Origin of the sequence: Rhizobium herbae, assembly GCF_017873135.1 — a bacterium.
GTDB classification, from domain to species: Bacteria; Pseudomonadota; Alphaproteobacteria; order Rhizobiales; family Rhizobiaceae; genus Pararhizobium; species Pararhizobium herbae.
Genome location: NZ_JAGGJV010000007.1, coordinates 302,520 through 328,584 on the forward strand (window position 1 = coordinate 302,520; position 26,065 = coordinate 328,584).

Annotated in this window: 23 protein-coding genes and 1 pseudogene; 12 read left to right on the top strand and 12 right to left on the bottom strand. The window is 62.5% G+C overall.

Annotated features, from left to right (window positions below):
* The first annotated feature begins 140 nt into the window (after positions 1–140).
* The 3 genes from J2Z75_RS20245 (at position 141) to J2Z75_RS20255 (ending at position 3,469) form a co-directional block, all read left to right on the top strand.
* The gene (locus tag J2Z75_RS20245; RefSeq protein ID WP_209854570.1) at positions 141–968 is read left to right on the top strand and encodes an ABC transporter permease; all 828 of its coding nucleotides are present in this window, start codon (positions 141–143) and stop codon (positions 966–968) included.
* A 10-nt stretch (positions 969–978) separates the two neighbouring features.
* Positions 979–1,779 carry an ABC transporter permease gene (locus tag J2Z75_RS20250; RefSeq protein ID WP_407692790.1) on the top strand — a complete coding sequence of 267 codons (801 nt, stop codon included), beginning with the start codon at positions 979–981 and terminating at the stop codon, positions 1,777–1,779.
* Between the two features lie 76 nt (positions 1,780–1,855).
* Positions 1,856–3,469: a 5-guanidino-2-oxopentanoate decarboxylase gene (locus tag J2Z75_RS20255; protein ID WP_209854572.1), complete on the top strand. Its 1,614-nt coding sequence runs from the start codon at positions 1,856–1,858 to the stop codon at positions 3,467–3,469.
* An 11-nt stretch (positions 3,470–3,480) separates the two neighbouring features.
* Here the strand turns inward: J2Z75_RS20255 and J2Z75_RS20260 are convergent, their stop codons facing one another.
* Entirely contained in the window at positions 3,481–4,689 is a 1,209-nt protein-coding gene (locus tag J2Z75_RS20260) for an MFS transporter (protein ID WP_209854573.1), read from the bottom strand.
* 118 nt (positions 4,690–4,807) lie between these two features.
* Between J2Z75_RS20260 and J2Z75_RS20265 the strand changes: the two genes are divergently transcribed.
* The 3 genes from J2Z75_RS20265 (at position 4,808) to J2Z75_RS20275 (ending at position 6,084) form a co-directional block, all read left to right on the top strand.
* The gene (locus J2Z75_RS20265) at positions 4,808–5,374 is read left to right on the top strand and encodes a TetR/AcrR family transcriptional regulator (protein ID WP_209854574.1); all 567 of its coding nucleotides are present in this window, start codon (positions 4,808–4,810) and stop codon (positions 5,372–5,374) included.
* A 75-nt stretch (positions 5,375–5,449) separates the two neighbouring features.
* Positions 5,450–5,683 carry an AbrB/MazE/SpoVT family DNA-binding domain-containing protein gene (locus tag J2Z75_RS20270; protein WP_209854575.1) on the top strand — a complete coding sequence of 78 codons (234 nt, stop codon included), beginning with the start codon at positions 5,450–5,452 and terminating at the stop codon, positions 5,681–5,683.
* Positions 5,680–6,084 carry a type II toxin-antitoxin system VapC family toxin gene (locus J2Z75_RS20275; protein WP_209854576.1) on the top strand — a complete coding sequence of 135 codons (405 nt, stop codon included), beginning with the start codon at positions 5,680–5,682 and terminating at the stop codon, positions 6,082–6,084. Before J2Z75_RS20270 ends, J2Z75_RS20275 begins: the two co-directional genes overlap by 4 nt.
* 54 nt (positions 6,085–6,138) lie before the next feature.
* On the opposite strand, the gene J2Z75_RS20280 is transcribed toward J2Z75_RS20275, so the two are convergent.
* The 3 genes from J2Z75_RS20280 to J2Z75_RS20290 form a co-directional block, all read right to left on the bottom strand.
* Positions 6,139–9,312, bottom strand: a complete 3,174-nt coding sequence (locus tag J2Z75_RS20280) for an efflux RND transporter permease subunit (RefSeq protein WP_209854577.1) — start codon at positions 9,310–9,312, stop codon at positions 6,139–6,141.
* A complete protein-coding gene (locus J2Z75_RS20285) occupies positions 9,309–10,460 on the bottom strand; it encodes an efflux RND transporter periplasmic adaptor subunit (RefSeq protein ID WP_209854578.1) in 1,152 nt (383 codons plus the stop codon). Before J2Z75_RS20285 ends, J2Z75_RS20280 begins: the two co-directional genes overlap by 4 nt.
* A 552-nt stretch (positions 10,461–11,012) precedes the next feature.
* Positions 11,013–11,753: an SDR family oxidoreductase gene (locus J2Z75_RS20290; protein WP_209854579.1), complete on the bottom strand. Its 741-nt coding sequence runs from the start codon at positions 11,751–11,753 to the stop codon at positions 11,013–11,015.
* Between the two features lie 121 nt (positions 11,754–11,874).
* Between J2Z75_RS20290 and J2Z75_RS20295 the strand changes: the two genes are divergently transcribed.
* Both J2Z75_RS20295 and J2Z75_RS20300 read left to right on the top strand, forming a co-directional pair.
* Positions 11,875–12,774 carry a LysR family transcriptional regulator gene (locus tag J2Z75_RS20295; RefSeq protein WP_209854580.1) on the top strand — a complete coding sequence of 300 codons (900 nt, stop codon included), beginning with the start codon at positions 11,875–11,877 and terminating at the stop codon, positions 12,772–12,774.
* Between the two features lie 180 nt (positions 12,775–12,954).
* On the top strand, positions 12,955–14,172 hold the full coding sequence (locus J2Z75_RS20300) for an adenylate/guanylate cyclase domain-containing protein (protein WP_209854581.1): 1,218 nt from the start codon (positions 12,955–12,957) through the stop codon (positions 14,170–14,172).
* 12 nt (positions 14,173–14,184) lie between these two features.
* On the opposite strand, the gene J2Z75_RS20305 is transcribed toward J2Z75_RS20300, so the two are convergent.
* From J2Z75_RS20305 to J2Z75_RS20330, 6 genes are all read right to left on the bottom strand, one after another.
* A complete protein-coding gene (locus tag J2Z75_RS20305; RefSeq protein ID WP_209854582.1) occupies positions 14,185–15,255 on the bottom strand; it encodes an ABC transporter ATP-binding protein in 1,071 nt (356 codons plus the stop codon).
* Between the two features lie 4 nt (positions 15,256–15,259).
* Positions 15,260–16,093 (bottom strand): carbohydrate ABC transporter permease, encoded by an 834-nt coding sequence (locus J2Z75_RS20310; RefSeq protein ID WP_209854583.1) that lies wholly within the window; start codon positions 16,091–16,093, stop codon positions 15,260–15,262.
* A gap of 4 nt (positions 16,094–16,097) precedes the next feature.
* Positions 16,098–17,036 (bottom strand): carbohydrate ABC transporter permease, encoded by a 939-nt coding sequence (locus tag J2Z75_RS20315; protein ID WP_209854584.1) that lies wholly within the window; start codon positions 17,034–17,036, stop codon positions 16,098–16,100.
* Between the two features lie 230 nt (positions 17,037–17,266).
* Positions 17,267–18,526: an ABC transporter substrate-binding protein gene (locus tag J2Z75_RS20320; protein ID WP_209854585.1), complete on the bottom strand. Its 1,260-nt coding sequence runs from the start codon at positions 18,524–18,526 to the stop codon at positions 17,267–17,269.
* Between the two features lie 41 nt (positions 18,527–18,567).
* Positions 18,568–19,740 carry a PLP-dependent transferase gene (locus J2Z75_RS20325; protein ID WP_209854586.1) on the bottom strand — a complete coding sequence of 391 codons (1,173 nt, stop codon included), beginning with the start codon at positions 19,738–19,740 and terminating at the stop codon, positions 18,568–18,570.
* Positions 19,737–20,456, bottom strand: a complete 720-nt coding sequence (locus J2Z75_RS20330) for a FadR/GntR family transcriptional regulator (RefSeq protein ID WP_209854587.1) — start codon at positions 20,454–20,456, stop codon at positions 19,737–19,739. The genes J2Z75_RS20325 and J2Z75_RS20330 overlap by 4 nt, the downstream gene beginning before the upstream one ends.
* A gap of 230 nt (positions 20,457–20,686) precedes the next feature.
* Between J2Z75_RS20330 and J2Z75_RS20335 the strand changes: the two genes are divergently transcribed.
* Together J2Z75_RS20335 and J2Z75_RS20340 are read left to right on the top strand one after the other, a co-directional pair.
* Positions 20,687–21,124, top strand: a complete 438-nt coding sequence (locus J2Z75_RS20335) for a universal stress protein (protein WP_209854588.1) — start codon at positions 20,687–20,689, stop codon at positions 21,122–21,124.
* 93 nt (positions 21,125–21,217) lie between these two features.
* Positions 21,218–21,871 carry a phosphoribosyltransferase gene (locus J2Z75_RS20340; RefSeq protein ID WP_209854589.1) on the top strand — a complete coding sequence of 218 codons (654 nt, stop codon included), beginning with the start codon at positions 21,218–21,220 and terminating at the stop codon, positions 21,869–21,871.
* 70 nt (positions 21,872–21,941) lie between these two features.
* Here J2Z75_RS20340 and J2Z75_RS20345 read toward each other — a convergent pair whose 3' ends face one another.
* Positions 21,942–22,685 carry a substrate-binding domain-containing protein gene (locus J2Z75_RS20345; RefSeq protein ID WP_234937461.1) on the bottom strand — a complete coding sequence of 248 codons (744 nt, stop codon included), beginning with the start codon at positions 22,683–22,685 and terminating at the stop codon, positions 21,942–21,944.
* A 44-nt stretch (positions 22,686–22,729) separates the two neighbouring features.
* Positions 22,730–22,942 (bottom strand): annotated as a pseudogene (locus J2Z75_RS29720) (helix-turn-helix domain-containing protein); the annotation flags it as partial.
* A 93-nt stretch (positions 22,943–23,035) separates the two neighbouring features.
* On the opposite strand from J2Z75_RS29720, the gene J2Z75_RS20350 reads away from it, so the two are divergent.
* Together J2Z75_RS20350 and J2Z75_RS20355 are read left to right on the top strand one after the other, a co-directional pair.
* Positions 23,036–24,673 (top strand): N,N-dimethylformamidase beta subunit family domain-containing protein, encoded by a 1,638-nt coding sequence (locus J2Z75_RS20350; protein WP_209854591.1) that lies wholly within the window; start codon positions 23,036–23,038, stop codon positions 24,671–24,673.
* Positions 24,674–24,694: 21 nt separating this feature from the next.
* Complete coding sequence (locus J2Z75_RS20355) at positions 24,695–26,059, top strand: aminotransferase family protein (protein ID WP_209854592.1); 1,365 nt, start codon at positions 24,695–24,697, stop codon at positions 26,057–26,059.
* Positions 26,060–26,065 lie beyond the last annotated feature (6 nt).

Here is a 26,065-nt window from a genome sequence, read left to right on the forward strand (position 1 = left end):
GGATCTCTCCACGATTTCGGAGCAAGCCGTCCCCTTCATCCGGCCCTGCGGGCCACCTTCTCCCCGCTGGGGAGAAGAGGGAGGTTGCCGCCCTATCCCGCAAACGAACGGAAACGCGAGAACCAGAAAGGAGAGCCGCCATGACATTCGACAAACTGAAACCGGCTCTGCTGCTCGGGCCGCTGGTGCTGTTTCTCGGACTTGCCTATCTCATTCCCTTCCTCGGCGTCATGCAGTGGAGCGTCACCCTGCCGGAGCCGGGGTTTTCGCAATATGGCAAGGCGGTTTCCGATCCGCTGATCCAGTCGGTGTTCATCCGCACCTTTCGCATCTGCCTGATCGTCACGGTCTGCGCGGTCACTGCTGCCTATGCGATTGCCTATGTCTGGGTGCGCGGCACGCCGGTTCAGCGGCTGGTGACGGAGCTCTGCATCCTCATTCCATTCTGGATTTCGGTGTTGACCCGCGCCTTCGGCTGGGTGGCGCTGCTGTCCAATCGCGGGCTGATCAATACCTGGCTGCAATCGGCCGGCATCATTTCCGAACCGCTGACCATGGTGCGCAACGAGTTCGGCGTCGTGCTCGGCATGATGCATTTTCTCATTCCCTTCGCGGTGTTTCCCATCGCTTCGGCCATGCGCAGCCTGGATGAGCGGGTGTTTCTGGCCGCACGCGGCATGGGCGCATCACGGCTGCGGATCTTCTGGTCGATCTTCGTGCCGATGACGACGCCGGGCATTCTCGGCGCGGCGCTGATGGTCTTCGTCTTCGCGCTCGGCTTCTTCATAACACCTGCCATCCTCGGCGGCGGTCGCAGCGTCATGATCGCGGAACTCATCTATCTACGCATTTTCCAGAGCCCGGACTGGGGGCTGGGGGCTGCCGTCAGCGTCATCCTGATGATCTTCGTGGCCCTTCTGCTGGTGCTGATGCTGCGCTTCGTGCGGCCCAACAAGATGCTGGGCTGAGCCGATGTCGATGAAGCCCACACCGATTGCCGTTTTCCTTGCGTTCGCGGTGGCACTGTTCCTGCTTCTGCCGCTGATCGCCGTGGTGCCGGTGTCGTTCACCCCGGCGCGCTTCCTGTCGATGCCGACCGATGTCTGGTCGCTGCGGCATTATCAGGCTTTGCTCGACAATCCCGCCTGGCTGCAAAGCGTCTGGCTCAGCCTGCGCATCGGCATCCTGAGTTCCCTGATCGCGACGCTTTTGGCGCTGGCCTTCAGCCTCGGCATCTGGATGTTCCGGCCGTGGTTCGGCAGCCTGCTGTTCGGCTTTGTGCTTTTGCCGATGGTGGCGCCGCCGGTGGTGTCGGCGATCACGCTCTATTTCTTCCTGACGACGCTGTCCAAGGTCAACGATATCGTCGCCTACGACACCTGGGTCGGGGTCGCCATTGCCCATGCGGTGATGATTGCGCCGTTCGCGGTGGTGATGGTGACCGTGGCACTGGCGCAGGTGGACCGGCGGATCGATCTCGCCGCGCGCGGTTTCGGTGCCTCCGTCAGCCAGCGGATCTTCAAGGTCATCCTGCCCAACATCAAGTTTGGCGTGTTCACCGCCTTCTTCCTGTCCTTCGTGCTGTCCTGGGAGGAAATCGGCGTGACGCTGTTCATCACCAGCGTCGATGCGGTGACCCTGCCGCGGATGATGTGGATGGGGCTGCGCGACAATATCGATCCGGCGATTGCGGCGATCTCGGTGATCCTGATCGGCATCGTCATTACGGTGATCCTCGTGAAGACCGCCGTGACCTTCACGCTTTCCCGAAAGACCTGAGACGAAGCGCTGTGGATTTTTCCACGCCTTATAATTGTACAGTCGTATAACAATAAAAGAGACGAGGAACACCCACATGATCAGCACCGGCATGTATCTGACGAAACTGCTCGTCTCCTATGGCGTCGACACGGTCTTCGGCATTCCGGGCGTCCACACCGTCGAGCTCTATCGCGGGCTGGCCGGCAGCCCGATCCGGCATGTGACGCCACGGCACGAGCAGGGGGCGGGCTTCATGGCCGATGGTTATGCGCGGGCGACCGGCAAGCCGGGCGTCTGCTTCATCATCACTGGGCCGGGCATGACCAATATCGTCACGGCGATGGGGCAAGCCTATGGCGACAGCATTCCGATGCTGGTGATCTCGACCGTCAATGCCCATGGCCGGATGGGCTCGGGCGAAGGCTGGCTGCATGAACTACCGAACCAGCAGGCGCTGGTGAGCGGTGTCTCGGCCTTCAGCTGCACGGTCAACCGGCCGGAGGAACTGGCGCCGGCGCTGGCGCGCGCCTTCGCCGTCTTCGACAGCGCCCGGCCGCGACCGGTGCATATCGAGCTGCCGATCAACGTGATGCTGGCCTCGGCCGAGCATCTGGCGGTTCCCGAAAAGCCTGTCCGTCTGACACGTCCGGCCGGAGACGCAGAGGCGCTGAAGGCGGCGGCCGCACTGCTCGATGGGGCGAAGACGCCCGTCATCCTTGCGGGCGGGGGCGCGATCCGCGCGGCTGCGCAGATCCGGGCGCTGGCGGAAAGGCTCGATGCGCCGGTGGCGATGACGACAAACGGACGCGGAATCCTGCCACCGGGCCATACGCTGGCCGTCAATCTTTCGGCAAGCATGCCGGCGACCCGGTCGCTGATAGAGCTGGCCGACGTGGTGCTCGGCATCGGCACGGAGCTCGGGCCGACCGATTACGACATGTACGAGGACGGGTTCTTCTCCATTCCCGGCGCCTTCATCCGCGTCGATATCGACCCGGCGCAGCTGATGCGGACGCGCGCGCCTGAGATCGGCATTGTCGGAGACGCGGCGAAATGCGCGGCCGCTTTGCTGGATCTGGTGTCGGCGCGTGTGCAGGACGGTGCTGCGCGGGCGGCGCAGGTCGAAACGCTCGTGCACCACGATGTTCCATCCGCCATGCTGGACGATCTCATCATTCTCGAAACGATCCGCGATACGCTGCCGGACGTGCTGATCGCCGGGGATTCGACCCAGCTGGTCTATGCCGGCAACACAGCTTACGAAGCGGCATATCCAGGCTCCTATTTCAACTCGGCGACCGGCTATGGGACGCTTGGCTACGGCCTGCCGGCGGGCATCGGCGCCAAGGTCGGCCGGCCGGATCGTCCGGTCGTGGTTCTTGCCGGGGATGGCGGTCTGCAGTTTTCGCTGGCCGAGCTTGCCTCGGCGATGGAGGCGAAGGCACCTGTCATCCTGATGCTGCACGACAATGGCGGTTATGGCGAGATCAAGTCCTATATGGTCGCCAAGAACATCCCGCCGCTCGGCGTCGACCTGCACACGCCGGATTTCATCGCCATCGGCCGTGCCTATGGCTGGCATGCGGAGCGGCTGGAAAGCTATGACGCCTTGAAGCCGGCGCTGGAGGCGGCACTGGCACGCGGCGTGCCGACGATGCTGGTCTTCGGCGACGCGGTCCGCGCGCAGGCGGCGGGCGGGAAGCGTTAGCCGGGTCGCGGTCACTCGGCCGGTTGCGGCCGTGCCAGCGACATGGCCGCATAGCCGCCAGCAGTCAAAAGGATGATCACAAACACATAGATATCCGCCGTCGCCGCCAGCCCGACCGCGCGCGACAGGAAACCGGCCAGGATGGCGGGAATGCTGAAGGCGAGATAGCTCTGGACATAATAGGCCGACAGCAGGCCGGCGCGTTCCTCCGGCTTGGCGAGCGGCATGATCGTGCTGACGGCACCAAGGAAACAGGAGCCGAAGCCGAACCCGGCAATGATCGTGCCGGAAAACAGCAGCGCGACCAGACCGGAATGGACGCCGGCAACGACGACGAGCAGGCCGGCCATCATGGAAAAAGCGCCAAGCGTCAGGTTGGCGCGGGCCGGCTTCTGCCGCCGGAGGAAGACCGCGAGCGCGCCGCTGACGGTGAGGGCTGCGACGGTCAGGCCGCCGGTCACCGGCGAATGGTTGCCGGTGGCAGCGCCGACGAGCGACGGCATCAGCGAGAGATAGAAGCCGCCGAGCGACCAGATCGAGATATTGATCGGCGTGATGGCCATCAGCGATGCGCGGACCTGTGGCGGAACGCCGACATGTGGACGCAGCGACGCCAGCGCTCCGGGCTTGGATTCAGCGGTTTCGGCAACGCTCCAGACGAAGACCGCCTGCAACAGCAGGGCGGCGAAGACGACGATGTAGACGAGGCGCATCGGGTCCGGCGCGAACTGCACGAGCGCGCCGGCGCCGAGCGCTCCGACAGCCATGCCGAGAAGCGGCGAAATGCTGTTGACGATCGGCCCCGTCGTCTTGTTGGCATCGACCAGCGCAGCACCAATGGCGCCGCTGGCAGCACCGGTGGCGATGCCCTGAACGATCCGGGCGGCGATGAGCCAGGAAGGGCTGTCGGCAGCCATGAACAGCAGCATGGCCGCTGCCTGCAGCAGGATAGAGACGAAGATGACCGGGCGTCTGCCGATATGATCGGACAACGAGCCGACGATCAGCAGCGTCGTCAAGAGGCTGAAGGCATAGACGCTGAAGATGAAGGTGAGCAGGATCGGCGAGAAGTGCCAGCTCTCCTGATAGAGATGATAAAGCGGCGTCGGCGCCGCGGAGGCGGCGAGGAATGTGATCAGGGTCGTTGCGTGAAAGCTCAAGGCCCAGCGCCGCCTGGCGGGGGAAAGTCCGCCGGAAAGATATTCACTTTTGCTCGACATGGCGCTATGGTCCCTAAAAGCTAAAATATTGCGTTAGCTCTTGTAGCGCGAAACGCACTTAAAAGCAAATTATTTGCTTTAGTGATCGTGTGCCTGGCAGAAAGCGAAGATGGCGTCGATGAACATTCGGGAAAATATCAGGCCGGGCGGGCGCAGTGCCCGCGTCCAGGCTTCGGTGCACAAGGCGGTGCGCGACCTCCTGTCCAAGATGGACCGCAACGAGGTGACGATCCCGCTGATTGCGACCGAGGCTGGCGTCACGCCCTCGACGATCTACCGGCGCTGGGGCGACCTGCAGGAGCTGCTCGCCGACGTGGCTGTCGAACGCCTGCGTCCCGATGCGCCGCCGAAGGATACCGGCTCGGCGCGCTCGGACCTCGAACACTGGGCCGAGCAATATGCCGACGAAATGGCCTCCGGGCCGGGCCGGGCGATGATCCGGGACGTGCTATCAAGCGTCGGGGCGGACACGCGGAATGCCGGCAAATGCTGCGGCTATACCCGCGAACAGGTGCAGGCAATTGCAGAGCGGGCGCGTGATCGCGGTGAGGAATTTCCGGATGTGGAAACGGTGATCGATGAGGTCGTGGCCCCGATCATGTATCGCATCCTTTTCGATGACGCACCGCCGACCTCCGCGAAGGTCCTGTCACTGGTCGAGCGCTTGTTTCCGCAACGGCGTTAGCGGCTGTTCGGCGCACCTTGAACTCGGTCGCCCGATGTAATACCTTCATCAAAACATTCCTTACCGAGGTGCGAAATGAGCGCGACTGTGACGACGAAGGGTCAGGTGACCATCCCGAAGCCGGTGCGGGACTTTCTCGGCATCGTGCCGGGAACACGGGTGGATTTCCAGCGCGCCGCCGACGGCAGCGTGGTGTTGACGCGCGCCGACGACAAACGGCCTGCCAGCCGCTTCAGCAAGCTGCGCGGCCATGCCGGAAAGGGATTGAGTACCGATGCGATCATGGCCCTGACGCGCGGTGACGAGTGACGCTGGTCGATACCAACGTTCTGCTCGACGTGGTGACGGACGACCCGACGTGGGCGGACTGGTCGATCGAACAACTCGAAGCCGCTGCACTGCGCGGCCCGCTGCTGATCAATGATGTCGTCTATGCCGAGCTTGCAGTGCGCTACGAGCGGATCGAGCGGCTGGAGACGTTTCTGTCCGACGCCGGGCTCGACATGGCAGCCATGCCACGTTCGGCGCTCTTTCTCGCCGGAAAAGTGTTCCAGAAGTACCGCAGGGCAGGCGGCTCGCGCACCGGCGTCCTGCCGGATTTCTTCATCGGCGCCCATGCCGCCATCGACCGTGTGGACCTGTTGACCAGGGACACGGCGCGCTACCGGACCTATTTTCCGACCGTGAAGCTGATCACGCCGGATCGGTAGAGCGACGCTGACTGTCGGCGGTTGCCGGGCAGGTGCTGCCCGGCCTTTTGCCACTCAGATCATGCCGGATTCCGGCGGGATGGGCTTTTCCTTCGGCTTGTAGCCGACGGACCTGAGCGCGACGTAGAAGACCGGGGTCAGGAACAGGCCGAGAATGGTGACGCCGAGCATGCCGGAGAAGACGGCCGTGCCGAGCGACTGGCGCATTTCGGCGCCCGGGCCTGTGGCGATCATCAACGGCACGACGCCGAGGATGAAGGCGAAGGCGGTCATCAGGATCGGGCGAAGGCGAAGACGGCTGGCCTCGATTGCGGCATTGACCGGGTTCATCCCGTCGTCCTGGGCCTGGCGCGCGAACTCGACGATCAGGATGGCGTTCTTGGCTGCAAGTCCGATGAGGACGATCAATCCGATCTGGGTGAGGATGTTGTTGTCCTGGCCCCTCAGATGCACGCCGACCAGAGCGGCCAGTACGGCCATCGGCACGACGAGGATGATCGCCAAGGGCAGGATCCAGCTTTCATACTGGGCCGACAGCGCCAGGAACACGAAGATCACCGAGAGAGCGAAGATGAAGATCGCCGTATTGCCGGTATTGCGCTCCTGGAAGGCGAGGTCCGTCCATTCGAACGAGGTGCCGGGCGGCAGGATCTGGCCCGCGAGAGCCTCCATCTTGTCGAGCGCCGTGCCGGTCGAGACGCCGGGGGCAGGATTGCCCTGGATCGGGACCGAGACGTACATGTTGTAGCGCTGGACGAGCGAGGGGCCGGTGGTGTCGCGGATATCGACCAGCGTTCCGAGCGGCACCAGCGCGCCGGTGGCGGAGCGGACCTTCAGGGCGAGAATATCCTCCCGCTCCAGCCGGTACTGCTGGTCTGCCTGGGCCCGCACCTGATAGACGCGGCCGAAGGCGTTGAAGTCGTTGACATAGGAGGTGCCGAGGTTGATCGACAGCGTTTCGAAGATGTTGGGGATCGGCACGCTCAGCGCGCGTGCCTTGTCGCGGTCGATCGCCAGGAAATATTGCGGGCTGGAAGCCGAGAAGGTGGTGAAGACGCCCGTCAGGCCTTCCGTCTGGTTGGCGGCACCCATCATCTGGTAGGCGAGACCGAGAGCGCGGCGCATGTCCGAGCTTTCGCGATCGACGATCTGCATCTTGAAGCCGCCGGAATTGCCGATGCCGCGGATCGACGGCGGCGGCACGGCGATGATGAAGGCTTCCTGGATCACCTGCATCGAGCCGTAGAGCTGGCCGATGATCTGGTTTGCGCTCTGCCCGTGCTTCAGGCGTTCCTCGAAGCTTTCGAACGGCGTGAAGATGACGCCGGAATTCGAGGCATTGGTGAAAGTCGCGCCGTTGAACCCGGCAAAGGCGACGGCGTCCTTGACGCCCGGCACCTTGCGCAGGATCTCGGTTGCCTTCTGGACCACGGCATCGGTGCGGGCCAGCGAGGCGCCGTCGGGCAATTGCACCACGACGATCGCATAACCCTGGTCCATGGTCGGCACGAAGCCGCGCGGCACGATCTGCGCCATGTACCAGGTGGATGCGAGCAATCCGAAAAAGACGACCAGGGTGGCGCCGAGCGCCACCTTTGTCGAGACGAGGTGGCGCACGGCCCAGGAATAGCCATGGGTCATCCGGTCGAAACCGTTGTTGAAACCGTTGGCAAGGCCCCTGGCGACGCGCGTCAACGGGTTGCGGGTTTCGTGGTGTTCCTGGTGCGGGCGCAGGATCAGGGCTGCGAGCGCCGGCGAGAGGGTCAGCGAATTCAGCGCCGAAATCGCCGTTGCCACGGAGATGGTGACGGCGAACTGCAGGTAGAACTGCCCGGAGATGCCGGGAATGAAGGCCGTCGGCACGAAGACCGCGATCAGCACCAGCGAGATGGCGATGACCGCTGTCCCGACCTCGTCCATGGTCACATGTGCCGCCTGTTTGGGCGTCATTCCCTTGGCCAGATTTCGCTCGACATTTTCCACCACGACGATGGCGTCATCGACGACGATGCCGATCGCCAGCACCAGCCCGAACAGCGTCAGCATGTTAAGCGAGAAGCCGAAGGCGAGCAGCAACGCGAAGGTACCGATCAGCGACACCGGGATGGCAACGATAGGGATCAGCGCGGTGCGCCAGGACTGCAGGAAGACCAAAACGACGATGGCGACCAGGATCGCTGCTTCGAGAATGGTCTTGTAGACCTCGTTGATCGATTCGGAGATGAATTCCGTCGGGTTGTAGACGATGGTGTATTCGAGGCCGGGCGGGAAATCCTTCTTCAGGGTTTCCATCGTCGCCTTGATCTGCTCGGAGGCCTCCAGCGCATTGGTGCCGGGCCGCGAGAAAATGCCCATGGCGACGGCCGGCTTGCCGTTCAGATAGCTGTTGGTCACGTAGTCCTTGGCACCGAGCTCGATGCGGGCCACGTCCTGCAACTGGACGAGGCGGCCGCTGGCCGTCGCCTTGACGATGACGTAGCGGAACTGGCGCGCGTCGCTGAACCGCCCTTCCGTCGTGACCGTATACTGAAACGCATTGTTGCCCGCGTTCGGCGGCCCGCCGATCGAACCGCCGGAAACCTGGACGTTCTGGTCGCGCAGCGACTGGACGACATCGCCCGACGTCATGCCGTAGGAGGCGAGTTTTTCGGGATCGAGCCAGATGCGCAGCGCATATTCGCGTTCGCCGAACAGGATGACGTCGCCGACCCCCTCAAGCCGCACCAGAAGGTCGCGGGCGCGGGTGCGGGCATAGTTGGAGACGTAGAGCTGGTCGTAGCGGTCGTTCGGCGAGATGAGATGCACGACCATCATCAGGTCGGGCGAGCTTTTTGCCGTGGTGATGCCGATGCGGCGGACCTCTTCAGGAAGGCGCGGTTCGGCGATCGAGACGCGGTTCTGGACGAGGACCTGCGCCTTGTCGAGATCGGTTCCGAGCTTGAAGGTGACGGTCAGCGCCATCGAGCCGTCGGCGGTGGAATAGGAGGACATATAGAGCATGTCCTCGACGCCGTTGATTTCCTGTTCGAGAGGGGTCGAGACCGTATTGGCAATGGTCTCGGCGTCGGCGCCCGGATAGGCGGTGCGAATGACGATGGTCGGCGGGGCGATCTCCGGATACTGGGCAACCGGAAGCTGGAAATAGGCGATGCCGCCGACGATCAGGAGGACGATCGACAGCACCGATGCGAAGATCGGCCTGTCCACGAAGAAATGGGCAAATCTCATTGGCCGTTCTCCGCCGTTGCGGCTTCTGGCGGCAGGACAACGAGCTTCGGATCGACGATCACGCCGGGCCGCAGCCGCGTCAGGCCGTTGACGACGAGCATTTCGTCACCCGTCAGGCCTTCGCGAATTACGCGGTAACCGTAGAGCCTCGGTCCCAGACGGACCGGCTTGGTCGAAAAGCTGCCGTCCTCGGCAACGACATAGACGACGCGCTGGTCCTGGTCGGAGCCGATCGCCTCGTCGGGAACGAGAATGCCCTTGTAGGTGTTGGAGGCGCTGACCTCGACGCGGCCGAAGAGACCCGGCTGCAAGACAAAATTCGGATTGTCGAAGCGGGCGCGCACGCGCATCGTGCCGGTTTCCTGGTCGACGCGGTTTTCGGCGAAATCAAGTTTGCCTTTGAAGGGTTTCTCCGTGCTGTCGGCGATGGTCACGAAGACGTCGAGCGATCCGCCCCCCTCCTGCAGGTTGCTGCCGTGTTCGCGGGCCACGCGAGCGTAGTTCAGCAGGCGGCGTTCATCGACGTCGAAATAGAAATCGATCGGGTCAAGCGAGACGATCGTCGTCAGCGCGGTCTGGTCGGCCTGCACCAGATTGCCGACCGAGATCAGGCGCCGGTCGATACGGCCGCTGAGCGGGGCCAGGATCGTGGTGTATTCCATGTCGAGCTTCGCACGGGCAAGGCTTGCCTCGGCACCGCGCAGATTGGCCTGCCCGGATTGCAGTTCACGGCGGCGGTCGTCCAGGGTGGATACGGAAAGCGTACCCTTCTGCACCAGCGTTTCCGTGCGCGCGAATTCCGACTCGGCAAAGGTCAGCGTGGATTTCGCGACTTCGAGAGACGACGTGGCGACGTCGAGCGCGGTCTTGAAGGGGCGCTGATCGATGACGAAGAGCGGGTCGCCCTTCTTGACCATGGCACCGTCCTTGAAATTGACCTGGTCGAGATAACCGCCGACGCGAGACCGAAGCGTGACCTCATCGACGGCTTCAAAGCGGCCGATGAACTCGTCGCTGTCGACGACATCGCGGACAACCGGCTTCGCCACGGTGACGGCGGCTTTCGGTTGTTCCTGCGCGGAGGCAGGGGTTGCAGGCAGAGCTGTGGAGAAAAGCAGTATTGCCGGAACAAGCCAGTGTCGTACCATGTGTAGGCCCCCTGAAGCGCATGATGCAGACAAGTCCCGCACCGCTGCGCGGGTCAGTTCGTGGAGTTTATCTGTGGTCGAACCTTGCCGGATTTCAAGTGGTCTATGGCAGATGGGACATGGGTTTGACCAAGCTGCTGGCAGTCAAAAATCTGTAAGTATTTCAATCGTTCGGATGTTTCGCCTGTCGATCGCGACCCGGCTTTTGAAGCTTCACCCCTATCGAACCGGCAATGCTCTTTTCAGGGTCAGCTTACAGTATTCGGATATGGTGTCACCACGGAAAAGACGTCGTCCGGCAGGCGCGGATCATTTAAGGTTTTGCTTCTGTTCGCAGTGGCGAAATCATGCCGGGAAGCGAGGCCTTCCGTCCGGGGAAAGGGCCTTTGGTCCGATAGCCCGGCGGGAAGCCCGAAAAAGGCCTGGATTTCGGAGACCATTGTCCTGCTCCTTCTGAGAGATCTGGTGGGGTTGAGGCTGTCGAGATGCATTGAAATTCGATTGCCGGGCCATGCGGCGGAGATTGTGCTACGCCCTTCCAGGTGGCGAGGCTCAGACCATGCCGCCATTGGCGCGCAGGACCTGGCCGTTGATCCAGGAGCCGTCCGGGCCGGCGAGGAAGGCGACCGAGGAGGCGATGTCTCCCGGGGTGCCGAGGCGTTCCAGCGGGTTCATCTTCGCCATGCGGGCAATCAGTTCTTCCGACTTGCCGTTGAGGAAGAGGTCGGTCGCCGTCGGGCCGGGAGCGACCGCATTGACGGTGATCGAGCGGCCGCGCAGTTCCTTCGAAAGGATTGCGGTCAGCGTTTCGACGGCTGCCTTGGTGGCAGCGTAGACGCCGTAATTTTCAAGCTTGAGGCCGACGACGCTGGTCGAGAAGTTCACGATACGGCCGCCATCGCGCAGGCGCTTTGCCGCTTCCCGCAAGGTGTTGAACGTGCCCTTGAGGTTGATGGCGATCTGGCGGTCGAACAGGGCATCCGAACTTTCGGCGAGCGGCGAAAGCGTCATGATGCCGGCATTGTTGATGAGCACGTCGACACCGCCAAAGGCGGCTTGCGCAGCATCGAACATGCGGCGGACGGCTTCCACGTCACTGACATCGGCTTTTACGGTCAGCGCACGGCCGCCCTTGTCTTCGATCTTCCGGGCCAGTGCCTCGGCCGGAGCAGCGTCGCCGGAATAGTTGATGACGACGGTGAAGCCATCCCCGGCGAGGCGTTCTGCAATGGCTGCGCCAATGCCGCGGGAGGCGCCGGTGACGATTGCGACCTTGTTGCTGTTGTCGGACATTTTCGTTCTCCTTGGTGACCTGCGCCGCAGCGCGTTTCGATGAGGAGAAGATGCCGCTTTTCATCCAGCGAATAATCGGCCATTCTTCCGCATCACTATTCGAAAATGGCGAACAATCCCCATGGACAGATTTGAGGCGATGCGCGTGTTTTCGCGCGTGGTGGAGCGTCGCAGTTTTACGCTGGCGGCCGAGGACACCGGGCTCCCGCGCTCCACCGTCACCGACGCGGTCAAGCAGCTGGAGGCGCGGCTTGGTGTTCGCCTGCTCCAACGGACGACGCGGCATGTCAGTCCGACGCTCGACGGCGAGGCCTATTACCGGCGGTGCCTGACCATCCTGTCGGATATCGAGGACGCGGAAGGGGCCTTTGCCGGCGCCAAGCCGAAAGGTTTGCTGCGCGTCGATGTGCACGGCAAGCTGGCGCGGCATTTCGTTCTGCCGGGACTGCCGGCTTTTCTGAAGGAATATCCGGATATCCAGCTCTATATGAGCGAGGGCGACAGGCTGGTCGACCTGATCAGGGAGGGGATCGACTGCGTGCTGCGCGTCGGCGACCTGCAGGACAGCGACATGATCGCACGGCGCGTGGCCCTGCTGGAGGAGGTGACCTGTGTTTCGCCCGAATACATCGCCCGCTTCGGCATGCCGCAAAGCCTCGACGATCTCACTAGGCACCAGATGATCGGTTTCTGGTCGACGGCCATCGGCGGGTTGCTGCCGCTGGAATTCACGGTGTCGGGGGCGATCCGCAATATCTCCCTGCCGGCGGTGGTTTCGGTCAATGGCGCCGATACGCTGGCGGCGGCGGCGCGGCTGGGGCTCGGCATCATGCAGGCGCCGCGCTATTCGCTGGAGGAGGATTTGAAGAGCGGCAAGCTCATCGCCATCCTGCCGGACAATCCGCCCACCCGCACGCCGGTTTCACTACTCTATCCGCGCAGCCGCCAGCTGTCGCCACGCGTGCGGGTCTTCATCGACTGGCTGTCCCGCGAATTCGTGGCCCGGCAGGACTCCCTATAAAAATTAGCGGATCGGACCTTGTCTTTGTGCTGTGGCGGCCCCACATGGCCACAACTTCAGGGGCATCCTCCCGCATCTCACCTCCCTGCAATACCTTCATCGGCAAAACCTTCAAATCGATTCCGGATCGACGGGTTATGCGCTAAACGTTGAATGTTCGCAGACATCAGGAAAATCGACATGAACGCCAACGATATCAGCGAGATTTCCGCATGGCTGACGACGCAGGGCCTCAAGGGCACCGACGAAATGGATATCGTCAACGGCTTCTGTCAGCGCGCCCGCGCTGCGGGGCTGCGGCTCGATCGTGGTCTCGCGCTGATTGATACGTTGCACCCGGTCTATGAAGGGCGAGCGTTTCAGTGGGACAGCAAGGAACCGGTCAGGGCGGCGTTCGAATATGGGCCGACGAACGAGGGCGTTTCGGCGGAGAACTGGGAGCGCTCGGCGTTCTTCCATCTGCGCGAGAACAACGAAACCGAAATCCGCCGCCGGCTTGGCTTCGGCGATCCGGCGGATTTCTTCGCGCTCGATACGATGCTGGCTGCCGGCCATAAAGATTATGTCGCGATGATCCATCGCTTCGCGCAGGACAGCCATATCGGCGATATGGACTGTTTCTATTCGCACTGGACGACAATGGACGAGGGTGGGTTTCGCGACGACGACCTGGCGGCGCTTCGACAGCTGGTGCCGGTTCTGGCGCTGGCGATCAAGTCGGGATCACTGACCCGCATCTCGCGCACCATCGCCGAGGTCTATCTGGGCGAGGACGCCGCCAAACAGGTGCTGGAAGGCCGCATCTCGCGCGGCAAGGCCGAGCGGATTTCCGCGGTACTCTGGTTTTCCGATCTGCAGAACTACACCCGCATCTCCGACAACCTGCCGCCGGACGAGATCATTCCGTTCCTCAACGATTATGCCGATGCGGTTATCTCCTCCATCCATGAGGCCGGCGGCAATGTCTTGAAGCTGATCGGCGACGGCACGCTGGCGATCTTCAAGGCGGAAGAGCGCGAAGACGCCTGCGCCCGGGCACTTCTGGCCGAGCAGAACCTGCGGGAGAAGTTGAAGGGTTTGAACCAACAGCGCCTGCTCGAGGGCCGTCCGGTCACCGAGGTCTATCTCGGCCTGCATATCGGCGATGTCTTCTACGGCAATATCGGCTCCAGCGACCGGCTGGACTTCACCGTCATCGGCCCCGCCGTCAACGAGGTCAGCCGCATCGCCTCGATGTGCCGCTTCGTCGATCGCAGCGTCATCATGTCGTCCCAGTTCGTCGCCGCCGCACCGCCACCGCGCAATTCGGAGGTCGTATCCATCGGCCGCTACGCGCTGCGCGGTGTCAAGCGGGCGCAGGAACTGTTCACGCTGATGCCACTGGAAAAAGTAGAGTAGCGGCCGGTTGCGTCAGACCTTCCGGCCTTCCTCGTTGAAGAAATGCAGGTTCGGCACCGGCAATTTGACAGCCACCTCGCCATGCATGCCGAGAAAGCGGCGGTCGAGGGTGAAGGCCTTGAAGGCGACGGGGCCGAGCTTCAGGTGGACGATGATGCCGAAGCCGGTGGGCTCGACGAGATCGACGGTCGCCATCATCGTATCCGGGCCTTCGGCGCCGAGGATGACGTGCTCCGGCCGGATGCCGAGCGTGGCGCGGCTGCCGTCCGCGAGCTTGGCCGTTCCGCCGAGCGGCAGGACGATGCCGCCGGTGAGCGCAAAGTTCGCCGTATCGCCCGTCGCCAGGTAGCGGCCCTCGAAAAAGTTCATGCCCGGCGAGCCGATGAAGCCTGCAACAAAGAGGTTGGCGGGGTTGTCGTAGAGTTCGAGCGGGCTGCCGACCTGCTGGATGATGCCGCCATGCATGGCGACGATGCGGTCGGCGAGCGTCATCGCCTCGATCTGGTCGTGGGTGACATAGATCGAGGTAGCGCCGAGATCCTGGTGCAGCTTCTTGATTTCAGCGCGCATCTGTTCGCGCAGGCGGGCGTCGAGGTTCGACAGCGGCTCGTCGAAGAGAAAAGCTTTCGGCTCGCGCACGATGGCACGGCCCATGGCAACGCGCTGGCGCTGGCCGCCCGAGAGCGCCTTCGGACGCCGTTCCATCAGCGGATCGAGGCCGAGTTTGGTGGCCGCACTGGCAACGACCGAGGCGATCTTTTCTTTCGCGGTCTTCCGCAAGCGCAGGCTGTAGCTCATGTTCTTCGCCACGCTCATATGCGGGTAGAGCGCGTAGGACTGGAACACCATGGCGATATCGCGGTCCTTCGGGGCAAGGTCGTTGACGCGCTTGCCGTCGATGCGGATCTCGCCGTCGGTGACGGCCTCGAGACCGGCGATCATGCGCAGCAGGGTGGACTTGCCGCAGCCCGACGGGCCGACGAGCACGACGAATTCGCCGTCCTTGATCTCCAGATCGATGCCGTGCAGCACCGGATGAATGCCGTAGGACTTGTGGATAGCGGCGATATCGATGGATGCCATGGGATCAGCCTTTCACGGCGCCGGCCGTCAGGCCCTGCACGAGGTAGCGTTGGATCAACAGGAAGAACAGGCAGGCCGGGATGAGCGCCATGACGCCCGCCGCCATCATCTGTCCGAAGTCGACCGAGAATTTCGACACGAAGGAAAGCAGCCCGACCGGGAAGGTCGCGGCATCGTTTCCGGAAATCAGCATCAGCGAGAACAGCAGTTCGCTCCACGCGGCGGTGAAGACGAAGCCGAGCGTCGCGGCGATGCCTGGCAGCGTCAGCGGCAGGATGATCTGGCGGAAGGCGACGAACTGCGTGGCGCCGTCGATCATCGCGGCCTCTTCGAGATCCTTCGGAATGCCGTCGAAGAAGGACTGCATCAGGAAAGTGGCGAAGGGCACGTTGAAGGCGGTGTAGACGATGACGAGGCCGGTGAGGCTGTTGGTGAGGCCGAGCGGCGACAGGATCTTGAAGATCGGCGCGACCAGCATGACCAGCGGGAACATCTGGGTGAGCAGCATCAATGTCACGATCCAGTATTTGCCGCGAAAGTCGAAGCGCGACATGGCATAGCCGGCCAGCGAGGCAAGCACGGTGACGATAATGGCGGTCGAGCCGGAGACGATCAGGCTGTTCTTGAAGAAGACCGGGAAATCGCTGTGTTTCAGCACGAACTCGAAATGCTCGAAGCTGGTGCGCGACGGCCACATCTTGATGCCCTCGGAATAGAGGAGCTTGTTGGGCGTCACGGAAACCTTGAGCAGCCAGTAGAGCGGAAACAGCGCGAAGGCGACATAGGCGAGGATGGCCAGGCGGTGAGCGACGACGGAGGCGATGCGTTTTGCGGTCATGATCTCAATCCTTGCTCAGGAGCCACTGCCGCAGCACGACGATCAGCATGGAATAGGTGATCAGCAGCACGAGCAGCACCAGCGCGATGGCCGAGGCATAGCCGAAGTCCAGCCGCTTGAAGGCCTGGGTGAAAATGTAGCTGGCGACGATCTGGCTGCGGTCGGCCGGGCCGCCATTGGTCATGACGATGATCAGGTCGGCGAAGTTGGAAATCCAGACGGTGCGCAGCAGAACGGTGATGGCGATGGTGGGCGCAAGGAAGGGCAGGGTAATGGAAATGAACCGCTGCACCGGACCGGCGCCATCGATGCTGGCGGCCTCGTAGAGATCGCGCGGGATTGCCTGCAGGGCTGCCAGCAGGGTGATGGCGAAGAAGGGAATGCCCCACCAGACATTGGCGATGATCGGCCCCCACATGGAAAGCTGCGGGTCGGAAAGGATGTTGTAGGGTTCGCTCATCAGGCCGAGCGCAAACAGCCAGTGGGGAATGGGACCGACGACGGGATTGAACAGCCAGGCCCAGTTGAGACCGGCAAGGAAGCTCGGCACCGCCCAGGGGAGGAAGACCAGCGCCTGGACGATGGCGCGGCCGTAGAAGGGCTTGTCGAGCAGCAGCGCGAGGATGAGGCCGAAGACGAACTGCAGGAGGACCGACCAGCCGGTCCACCACAGCGTGTTCTTGAGTGCCCGATAGAAATTCTGGTCCTGCGACAGCGTCTTGAAATGATCGAGCCCGATGAAGCCGCCGGAAAAGGGGTTGAGCAGCTGGATATCGCGGAAGGCATAGGAGATGCCGAGTACCAGCGGCACCAGCATGACGGTGACGATCAGGATCAGCGCCGGGGCGCTGTAGAGATAGGGCGCGGAGGCGTCGGCAAGGCGCTTTTTCAGCGGCCGCTGGTCCCTGCGCGAGCCGCCGTTGCGGGCTGCAAGTGAAGCCATCGTCAAATATTTCCGTTTCGCAATCGTTCGCCAGTCAGTGGATGCCGAAACAGCGTTTCGCAACGCTGTGGCTCGGAAAACCCCCTCTGGCCTGTCGGCCATCTCCCCCACAAGGGGGGAGAAGACCCGTGGCGACCATCTCGGCTCAAGCGTCTGATGGTGCGGCAGGTGGAGCCCCTCCCCCTTGTGGAGAGGGGTTGGGGAGGGGTCTTTTCAAACGTAGGTCCGACCTATTTGCTCGCGAGAAACTTCTGTTGAGCCTTGGTCATGTATTCAGCCCATTGCTTGGCCATTTCCTCCGGCGTGATATCGCCGAGCATGGCTTCCTGGCTGGTCTTGATCGCCATCGAATCCTTGAAGAAGGCGAATTCTTCGAGATAAGTCGGCATCACGGTCGGGATGGCGTCCTTGTCGGCCAGTTCCTCGAACCAGCCCTTGAACTGCTCGCTGGCGTAGAACGGATCCTTCTCGGCGGCCTTCAGAGCCGGCAGGGCGCCGATCTTCTTGTTCCACTCGATATTGCCTTCCGGGCCTTCGAGCGTTGCGATCAGCTTCCAGGACAGGTCCTTGTTGGCGCTGGCCGACATCATCGACCAGCCGGCATAACCGATGGTCGGGAAGGTCTTGCCGGACGGGCCTTTCGGCATGGTGGTGACGCCGTAATCGGCGGCGTCCATGCGTTCGCTGATGGCGATCAGCGCATCCGGATCCTGGTCGAGCATGGCGCAGGTTCCGGTGTAGAAGCCGGCGACGATCTCGTTGAAGCCCCAGTTGACACTGTCCTTCGGCGCATAACCGTTCTTGTAGAGGTCGGTCAGCCAGGTGAAGCCCTTGACCCAGCCCTCTTCCGAGAACTTGGACGTGCCGTCGGCATTGAAGTAGGTGTTATCGCCCGCCATGGTGGCGCCGAACATCATCCAGCCGTTGAGACCGCCCGGACCGCCGCGCATGCAATAGGCATATTTGCCCGGAAGCTTCTTGATCTTTTCGGCTGCGGCAACGAAGTCGTCCATCGTCTTCGGCGGGCCATCGACGCCGGCTTCGGCGAAGATTTTCTTGTTGTAGAACATGGCGCGCAGATAGAAGCCGTAGGGCAGCATATAGGCCGTGTCCTTGACGTCGCGGCCAAGTTCGAGTGCCCGGTCCGTCAGGCCCGAGGTGTGCTCCCATTCCTTGAGATAGGGTTCGAGGCTTTCGAGCATGCCGTTGTTGGCATAGAGCGACAGCCAGGTGTCGGGCATTTCCATGACGTCCGGAATTTCACCGGCGGAGACCATGGTGGCGAACTTCTGGAAGGCTTCGCCCCAGGGCAGCGAGATGATCTCGACGGTCGTGCCGGGGTTTGCCGCCTCGAACTTGGCGACGATCGATTTCAGCGTTTCGGTGCGTTCCGGGCTGGTGATGACTTCCACCAGCTTCAGCTTGGTATCGGCAAGGGCGGAGCCTGCCATCAGAGTGGCGAACAAAGTCGCCGCAATCAGTTTCCTCATTTTCATTTCCCCTTTTTTGTTGGGTGTTGCTTGCTGTCGTGTCAGCCTACTGATGCGGCAGTGATTGCCGCTTCGATATCGCTCCAGAGGGCCTCCGTTCCCTCCAGGCCGACATGGAGCCGTACCGACCGCGGACTGATGCCGAAGGCGACCGCGGAATTGGGTTGTGCTTTTTGCGAAAGGACGACTTCACCCGGCACGATCAGGCTTTCATGTCCGCCCCAACTCACGCCCAGCTTGAACAGCTTGAGGTGATCGGAAAATGTGCGGACATTGATGCCTTCCCTGAAGATGAAGGAGAACAGCCCGGACGTGCCCTTCAGACCGGGCGCCAGCTGATTGGCGAGGCCGGGATAGCAGACGGCCTCGACCGCCTCGTGCGCCTGCAGCCGCCTGGCGATGGCCACGGCCGATTGCTCATGCGCCTTCATCCGGATCGGCAGCGTGCGCATGCCACGGATCAAAAGCCACGCATCGAAGGGGGACAGCTTGCCGCCGAGATAAGGATAGGCCTCGCCACGGATGCGGCCAATCAGTTCCTTGGAGCCGGCGACGACACCGGCGACGACATCACTGTGGCCGCCGAGATATTTGGAGGCCGAGTGGATGACCAGATCGACGCCGAGCGCAATCGGCTGCTGGAAGATCGGGCTTGCCCAGCTGTTGTCGATGGTGGTGATGATGCCGTGGCTCTTGGCAAGGGCCGCGAGGGCCGCGACGTCGTGCGTCTCCATGACCCAGCTCGTCGGGCTTTCGAGATAGAGAAGTTTTGCGCCGGGCAGGGCCTTTGCCACTGCTTCCTCGTCGCGGCCGTCGACATAGGTGACCTCGATGTTCATGCGCTTGAAGAACGTGCCGAACAGGCGGAAGGCATCCGGGTAGAGATGCCTGACGGCAACGATGCGGTCGCTTGGCTGAACAAAGGACAGAACCGTCGAGGAAATCGCCGACATGCCGCTGGCAAAGCCGATCGCATCTTCGGCGCCTTCAAGCTTGGCCAGCATCTCCTCGAACATGCGCACGGTCGGGTTCAGCCCGCGCGTATAGATCGGCCGGATCTTTTCGCCGCGATAGGAGGCGACCATGTCGTCATAGTCGGTGAAGGTGAACAGCGACGTCTGCACGATCGGCGGCACGACGGCGTCATAGGCGTTGCTCATGTCATGGGCGACGATGAGGGAGGCGTCTTCGAACGGATCGAACCCGTTGCTCATTTGGACATTTCCTTGATGTCTTCCTCGACGATCGCGAGGATTTTCAGTGTCTCGGTGCGTGCTGCTTCCGGATCGCCGTCGGCGATGGCGTTGAAGAGCGTGCGGTGGAAGGGGAAGGACCGGCGGGCGAAATCCGGCCGGTCGAAGGGCTTTTCCCAGAACCGCTCGAAGGCTTCGCGCATCTGTTCGAGGAGCTGCTTGAACAGCGGATTGTGGGTGGCGTCGTAGATGGCGAGGTGAAAGGCCAGGTCTTCCGGGCCGGATGTGCCCTTGGAAAGATGCACCCGTTCCATTTCGTCAAGCTTCGCCTCGATCGTCTTCAGGTCGTCCGGCGTGCGCATGCGGGCAGCGACCATGCCGGCCTCCGCCTCGATGCCCCGGCGCACCTCCAGCGTCTTCAAAAGCACATCGCGCAAATGCGTGGTTTCCAGCGACAGAGGCATGTGGATGGTGGCGCCGGAAATGGGCTTCAGCAGGTAGGTGCCGCTGCCCTTGCGGGCCTCGACGACGCCGAGTGCCTGGAAGTGGCGGATGACCTCGCGGATGGTCGAGCGGCCGACGGCAAGGGCCGTCATCAGCTCGCGTTCGGCCGGAAGCCGGTCGCCGGGAACGAGATTGGAGCGCTGGATATAATCGGCAAGAGCCGCCGTCACCTGCTGGGCGCGGTCGGCCGGGGGCAGGGGCATGAGGGCCGCTCTTGCATCCGTGTGCTTCATCGTCGGCTTTCCGGCTGGCGTCAAAATTGGTCTGACATCTGAGCAATAATGCAAATCGAACACGATGCGTCAAGGGCCATTGAGGGGGTCAGTTCCCTGAAGTGGAATGATGTCGGTGGATGGAAACCGGGCGGACGCGTCAGACAAAAGTCCCAGAAGCGGTTTGATCGGGATCAATGTCATCGAACTCCAACCGCTTATTCTGGGCGGCACCAGAAGGAGGAGGTCTCATGTTTCAACATATTCTCATTCCGATCGACGGCTCGAAGCTGTCCGCGACGGCGCTTGACCTTGGCATCGAACTCGCGCGTGACGCGAAGGCGCGGGTGACGGTTCTGACCGTGGTGGAGCCGTTCCACTTGTTCACGGCGGATAGCGAACAGCTTGCAAGCACCCGCGACGAATACGAAGAACACGCGCGCAGCGTTGCCGTCAGCCATCTTGCCGAGGCTGAGCGGAGGGCACGCGGTTACGGCGTCGGCTGCGACACCGTGCAGATCAGCAGCGACGAACCTTACCGGGCGATTATCGATACCGCCAAGAACAAGGGCTGCGACCTGATCGCCATGGCGTCCCATGGGAGGCGCGGTATCGACGCGCTGCTGCTGGGAAGCGTGACGACCAAGGTCCTCACCCACTCCAGGATTCCTGTGCTCGTCTATCGTTGAAATGGCGGCCCTGCGCTGGATGAGATAAGCTGTCCGAACGCAATTCCCGCATTGGCGCCGAGTGTTCGCGCGCTCGAAACTGACAGGTGCGAGATGTCATTTGCAAACCGCAGGGATGCAGGCAGGCGGCTCGCGGCGGCATTGGCCGGCTATCGCGACAAACACCCGGTTGTGGTCGCGCTCCCGCGTGGCGGCGTGATCGTCGCTGTCGAAATTGCCAGCGCGCTCGCCGCCGCCCTCGACCTTCTCGTCGTTCGAAAGATCGGCGTGCCGTTCCAGCCGGAACTGGCGATGGGGGCAATCGTGGACGGGTCGGAGCCGACCATTGTTCGCAACGAAAGCGTCATTCGCCAAGCCCGCATTCAAGACAGGGAATTTTCCGCCATATGCCAGTCGGAGCAGGCGGAGATCGACCGGCGCAGGCGGCTCTATCTCGGCGGCCGGAGCAACATTCCTCTTGGCGGGCGCGTGGTCATCGTCGTCGATGACGGCATCGCAACCGGATCCACTGTCAAGGCGGCGCTCAAGGCCATTCGAAAACAGCGGCCGCAGGAACTCGTGCTGGCGGTTCCGGTGGCTCCTCCCGAGACCCTGGAAGAGTTGGGCAGAGATGTCGACGCGCTTGTCTGCCTCGAATCGCCATTCGTCTTTTACTCCGTCGGCCATTTTTACGATGACTTTCGTCAGGTGAGCGACGCCGAAGTCATCGCTGCGCTGGAGACCGCCGATCAGAACGGGCCGGCATAGTCCTTGGTGCTGCGCAGTTTGACGGAGATGCAATCCAGCATTCGATGCATTCATGGGAGGAATGTGGCGGTCACATCATCTCAGGTGTCGGGCCGGTCAGGCCCTGCGGATAGGTGCGCTCGCCGAGCGGCGCTGACTCTATGGCGGAGCGCAGGCGGTCTGCCAGCAAGGTCTCCGCGCGGCTGCCTCGTGCCAAACGTCTGGTGACCAGATAGACATCTGCGGCCGGAGGGTTCTCGTAAGGCGGCAATTGCCAGAGTTGCCGCGCCTCGATGTCGGCTGTGACCACATGGATGGGCAGGGGACCGAAACCGAAGCCGACCTTGATCAGGCGTTTGACCTCTTCGAGATTGCTGAAGAGGCCGAGCACCGGCCCGTTGAAATTTTCCCTTTGCCGGAGACGGGCGATCGGTGCCAGTGGTCCACCTAGATGATCCGTCTTGAAGGAGACGTAGTCCAGCCCGGCAAGGTCCGTGAGTTCGATGCCCCGTTTGCCGAACAGTGGATGGCCGGGCGCGCAGAAAAAGCCGAAATGCTCGCGATAGAGCACCGTATAGTCGAGTTCCGGGTGCTTTTCCTGCGCCAGGCAGATGCCGAGGCAGGCTTCGCCGGTGAGAACGGCATCGACCACCGTCTGGCTGGCGGAGACGGTCGTCGAGAAGGTGATGCGCGGAAAGGTCTTGTGAAAATCGGCGAGGAAACGGTCGAGGAACGGGCATTCGATATGGCTGGCGAAGGCCATTTCGACATGGCCGGTGACCAGATCCGGATCGTCCCTGATGAGGTCTGGAAGGCCGGTGACGATGTTGAGCATGGTCCGGCATTGCGCATAGAGCCGCTCGCCGGGGCCGTCAGGCGGAAGTGATTGGAGGAGCGGTCGATCAGCCGGCAGGCCATGTGTGCTTCGAGGCGGCGCAGCGCATTGCTGATGGTCGGCTGCTTCAGCAGCAGCCGGTTGCCGGCGGCCGTCAGGCTTTTCTCTTCGACGATCACCGTGAAGGTACGCAGGAGATTCCAATCGACTTCCCAGACGAAGCGGCGTCTCGGCCGGGGCATAGCTACCTCATTCATTTTGTGAATGCTGCGCCTTCACCTAATATATTTGTACGGCCAAGTCCATTGTGGTTTGATCGCCGCCACTGCCGGATCAAGCGGGGCGTTGACGTGACGAAAAAAGGCCGGGTTTTCCCCGATTTCGGGCTCAGCGCCGATGAGCGGCGCGAGGCTGTGCGTGGTCACTACTACGAATATCCGGGTATGGACGGCGCACGCGGCGAGATCTGGTGCTACACGCGCGCCTACACCTATGCCCGCGGCGCCATGGTAGACCTGCATATCAGCTCGACGGCGTCCAGCTGCCGGTTGGAGATCGTTCGCGACGGCGACGTGCAGACGAGTGTCTATGGAACGGATGATATCGCCACCGCCTGGCAGGAAACGCCCGATCAGGTCTCGGTCACCGGCTGCGGCTGGGAGCCGACCTTCACGTTCCAGATCCACGACAGCTGGCCGTCCGGCGCCTATCGCATCACCTTGACGGCGGAGGGCCGCGACGGCAAGCCGATCCGGTGCCACCATCTGATCATCGTGCTTCCGAACGCAGGCTCAAAACCCGGCCGTATCCTTCAGGTCGCGGCCACCGGCACCTGGACCGCCTACAACACCTGGGGCGGGTCGAACCATTACCAGGGCATCACCGGCCCGAACCGCGACCAGTTCGCAACCACTGTCAGCATCGAGCGGCCGCTCTGCCGCGGCTTCGTCGTGCTTCCGGACGATGCGCCGCGCGTGCCGCTGGAGGTGAACCTGCCGCCGGGCACCGTGCCGCGTTATCCGCACATGGAATGGGCTTTCGCCAACGGCTATTCGAAGAAATACGCCTCGTCGGGCTGGGCGAGCTATGACAGCCAGTTCTTCCGCTGGGCGGAGCAACAGGGCTACGGCGTCGATCTCGCCAGTCAGCACGAACTGCATTTCAATCCCGGCATTCTCGACGATTATGACTGCGTCGTCTTCGTCGGTCATGACGAATACTGGACCTGGGAGATGCGCGACGCCGTCGACGCCTATGTCGACAGGGGCGGCCGTGTAGCGCGGTTTGCCGGAAACTTCATGTGGCAGACGCGGCTGGAGGACGAAGGCCAGCGGCAGGTCTGCTACAAGTACATCGCCCGAAAGGAAGACCCGGTTTATCAAAGCGGTGACGTCACCCGCGCCACCAATTCCTGGGAAGCGCCGGAGATCGGCCGCCCCGGGGCGCTGACCTTCGGGCTCAACGCCACCAGCGGCGTCTATGCCGGCTGGGGCGGTTGTGCGCCGCGCGGCGTGCGCGGTTTTCCGGTCTACCGGCCGGGCCACTGGGCCTTTGCCGGAACGGGCCTGTTCTACGGCGACCTGCTGGGAGCAGACAGCCATATCTACGGCTACGAGGTCGATGGCCTTTCCTACGACATCCGCCACGGACTGCCCTATCCATCGGCCGACAGCGGCGCGCCGGAAGGGCTGGAAATCCTGGCGCTCGGCATGGCGAGCCAGGTCGAGGAGAGCGACATTCTGGCGCCGGAAGACCAGTTCTTCGGCGACGAGGATGGGCGCTTCATCGCCGAGACGCTGTACGGCGACGCCAGCGACGAGAACATGGAAAAGGTTCGCTACAGCAACGGCATGATCGTCAACTTCAAGCGCGGCAAGGGCGAGGTTTTCCACGCCGGCACCTGCGAATGGGTGGCGGGCCTGTTGCGCAAGGACGCCATGGTCGAACGCGTCACCGCCAATGTGCTTAACCGCTATCTCAACCGATAATCTCATCCAGAGCGAAACATCATGAACATCCAAGCCACCGAGCGGCCCGCATCCCATCTCTTCTACGTGACACGCCTGCGCCGGCCACTGGTCGACCGCGCCGAGGGCATCTATTTCTGGACTGAGGACGGGCGGCGCTTCATCGATGGCTCCAGCGGGCCAATGGTCAGCAATATCGGCCATGGCAACCGGCACGTCATCGAGGCGATGAAGCGACAGATGGACAAGGTGAGCTTTGCCTATCGCCTGCATTTCGAGAACGAACCGGCCGAAGAACTGGCCCGGCGGCTGGCGGGAAAGATGCCGGGCGATCTCGATCGCATCTTCTTCGTCTCCGGCGGCTCGGAGGCGGTGGAATCGGCAATCAAGCTGGCCCGTCAATGGGCGGTTGCCACCAGTCAGCCGAAGCGCTGGAAGGTGATCTCTCGTTTTCCGTCCTATCACGGCGGCACGATGGGCGCGCTCGGCGTCACCGGCGACCTGGCGCTGACGGAAACCTTTGCGCCGCAGATCCAGCCGATGCCGGCAATCCCGGCGCCGACGGCCTATCGTGACCGCGACAACCTGACGATGGAACAGCGCGGCGTGCGCTATGCCGACATGCTGGAGGAGAAAATACTTGCAGAAGGCCCTGAAAGCGTCGTCGCCTTCATCATGGAGCCGATCGGCGGGGCGGCGACGGCAGCACTCGTGCCGCCGGACAGCTATTTCCCGCGCATCCGCGAGATCTGCGACAAATACGGCATTCTCCTGATCCATGACGAGGTGATGAGCGGGGCGGCGCGCACCGGACGGTATCTCGGCGGCGATCATTGGAACTGCAAGCCCGATATCATCACCCTGTCGAAGGGTATCGGCTCGGGTTATGCGGCGCTCGGCGCCATGGCAGCGTCGGCGAAACTGGTGAAGCCGGTGCTCGACATGGGTGGCTTCCAGCACGGCTATACTTATGCCGGCAATCCGCTCGCCTGTTCCGCCGGCCTTGCCGTGCTGGAAGAAATGGAGCGGCTCGGCTGCGAGGCGAACGCCGCTGCCATGGGCGATCTGCTGAAATCCGCGCTGGAAGGACTGTCCAAGCGGTTCCCGTTCATCGCCGGGGTGCGTGGCAAGGGGCTGCTCATCGGCTGCGATCTCGTCGCCGATCCAGTAACGTTCGAGCCCTTTCCAAAAACGCAGGCGACCAACCAGCGCCTGCTCGATATCGCCTATGACAAGGGGTTGATCCTGTACTCCCGGCGCATTCGCGGCGATGGTGCGGAACTGGACAACCTGATCCTCGCACCGCCGCTGATCATTTCGGCTGCGGAAATCGGTGAAATGGTCTCCATTCTGGGCGACAGCTTCGAACAACTGGCGCACGAACTCGATCTGCCGGTCAATGGCTGAAGGTGA

What these genes read in the sequence shown, in the direction of transcription:
- J2Z75_RS20245 (WP_209854570.1), top strand. Translation starts at nt 141, where the DNA reads ATGACATTCGACAAACTGAAACCGGCTCTGCTGCTCGGGCCGCTGGTG.
- J2Z75_RS20250 (WP_407692790.1), top strand. Translation starts at nt 979, where the DNA reads ATGAAGCCCACACCGATTGCCGTTTTCCTTGCGTTCGCGGTGGCACTG.
- J2Z75_RS20255 (WP_209854572.1), top strand. Translation starts at nt 1,856, where the DNA reads ATGATCAGCACCGGCATGTATCTGACGAAACTGCTCGTCTCCTATGGC.
- J2Z75_RS20260 (WP_209854573.1), bottom strand. Translation starts at nt 4,689, where the DNA reads ATGTCGAGCAAAAGTGAATATCTTTCCGGCGGACTTTCCCCCGCCAGG.
- J2Z75_RS20265 (WP_209854574.1), top strand. Translation starts at nt 4,808, where the DNA reads ATGAACATTCGGGAAAATATCAGGCCGGGCGGGCGCAGTGCCCGCGTC.
- J2Z75_RS20270 (WP_209854575.1), top strand. Translation starts at nt 5,450, where the DNA reads ATGAGCGCGACTGTGACGACGAAGGGTCAGGTGACCATCCCGAAGCCG.
- J2Z75_RS20280 (WP_209854577.1), bottom strand. Translation starts at nt 9,312, where the DNA reads ATGAGATTTGCCCATTTCTTCGTGGACAGGCCGATCTTCGCATCGGTG.
- J2Z75_RS20285 (WP_209854578.1), bottom strand. Translation starts at nt 10,460, where the DNA reads ATGGTACGACACTGGCTTGTTCCGGCAATACTGCTTTTCTCCACAGCT.
- J2Z75_RS20290 (WP_209854579.1), bottom strand. Translation starts at nt 11,753, where the DNA reads ATGTCCGACAACAGCAACAAGGTCGCAATCGTCACCGGCGCCTCCCGC.
- J2Z75_RS20295 (WP_209854580.1), top strand. Translation starts at nt 11,875, where the DNA reads ATGGACAGATTTGAGGCGATGCGCGTGTTTTCGCGCGTGGTGGAGCGT.
- J2Z75_RS20300 (WP_209854581.1), top strand. Translation starts at nt 12,955, where the DNA reads ATGAACGCCAACGATATCAGCGAGATTTCCGCATGGCTGACGACGCAG.
- J2Z75_RS20305 (WP_209854582.1), bottom strand. Translation starts at nt 15,255, where the DNA reads ATGGCATCCATCGATATCGCCGCTATCCACAAGTCCTACGGCATTCAT.
- J2Z75_RS20310 (WP_209854583.1), bottom strand. Translation starts at nt 16,093, where the DNA reads ATGACCGCAAAACGCATCGCCTCCGTCGTCGCTCACCGCCTGGCCATC.
- J2Z75_RS20315 (WP_209854584.1), bottom strand. Translation starts at nt 17,036, where the DNA reads ATGGCTTCACTTGCAGCCCGCAACGGCGGCTCGCGCAGGGACCAGCGG.
- J2Z75_RS20320 (WP_209854585.1), bottom strand. Translation starts at nt 18,526, where the DNA reads ATGAGGAAACTGATTGCGGCGACTTTGTTCGCCACTCTGATGGCAGGC.
- J2Z75_RS20325 (WP_209854586.1), bottom strand. Translation starts at nt 19,740, where the DNA reads ATGAGCAACGGGTTCGATCCGTTCGAAGACGCCTCCCTCATCGTCGCC.
- J2Z75_RS20330 (WP_209854587.1), bottom strand. Translation starts at nt 20,456, where the DNA reads ATGAAGCACACGGATGCAAGAGCGGCCCTCATGCCCCTGCCCCCGGCC.
- J2Z75_RS20335 (WP_209854588.1), top strand. Translation starts at nt 20,687, where the DNA reads ATGTTTCAACATATTCTCATTCCGATCGACGGCTCGAAGCTGTCCGCG.
- J2Z75_RS20340 (WP_209854589.1), top strand. Translation starts at nt 21,218, where the DNA reads ATGTCATTTGCAAACCGCAGGGATGCAGGCAGGCGGCTCGCGGCGGCA.
- J2Z75_RS20345 (WP_234937461.1), bottom strand. Translation starts at nt 22,685, where the DNA reads ATGCTCAACATCGTCACCGGCCTTCCAGACCTCATCAGGGACGATCCG.
- J2Z75_RS20355 (WP_209854592.1), top strand. Translation starts at nt 24,695, where the DNA reads ATGAACATCCAAGCCACCGAGCGGCCCGCATCCCATCTCTTCTACGTG.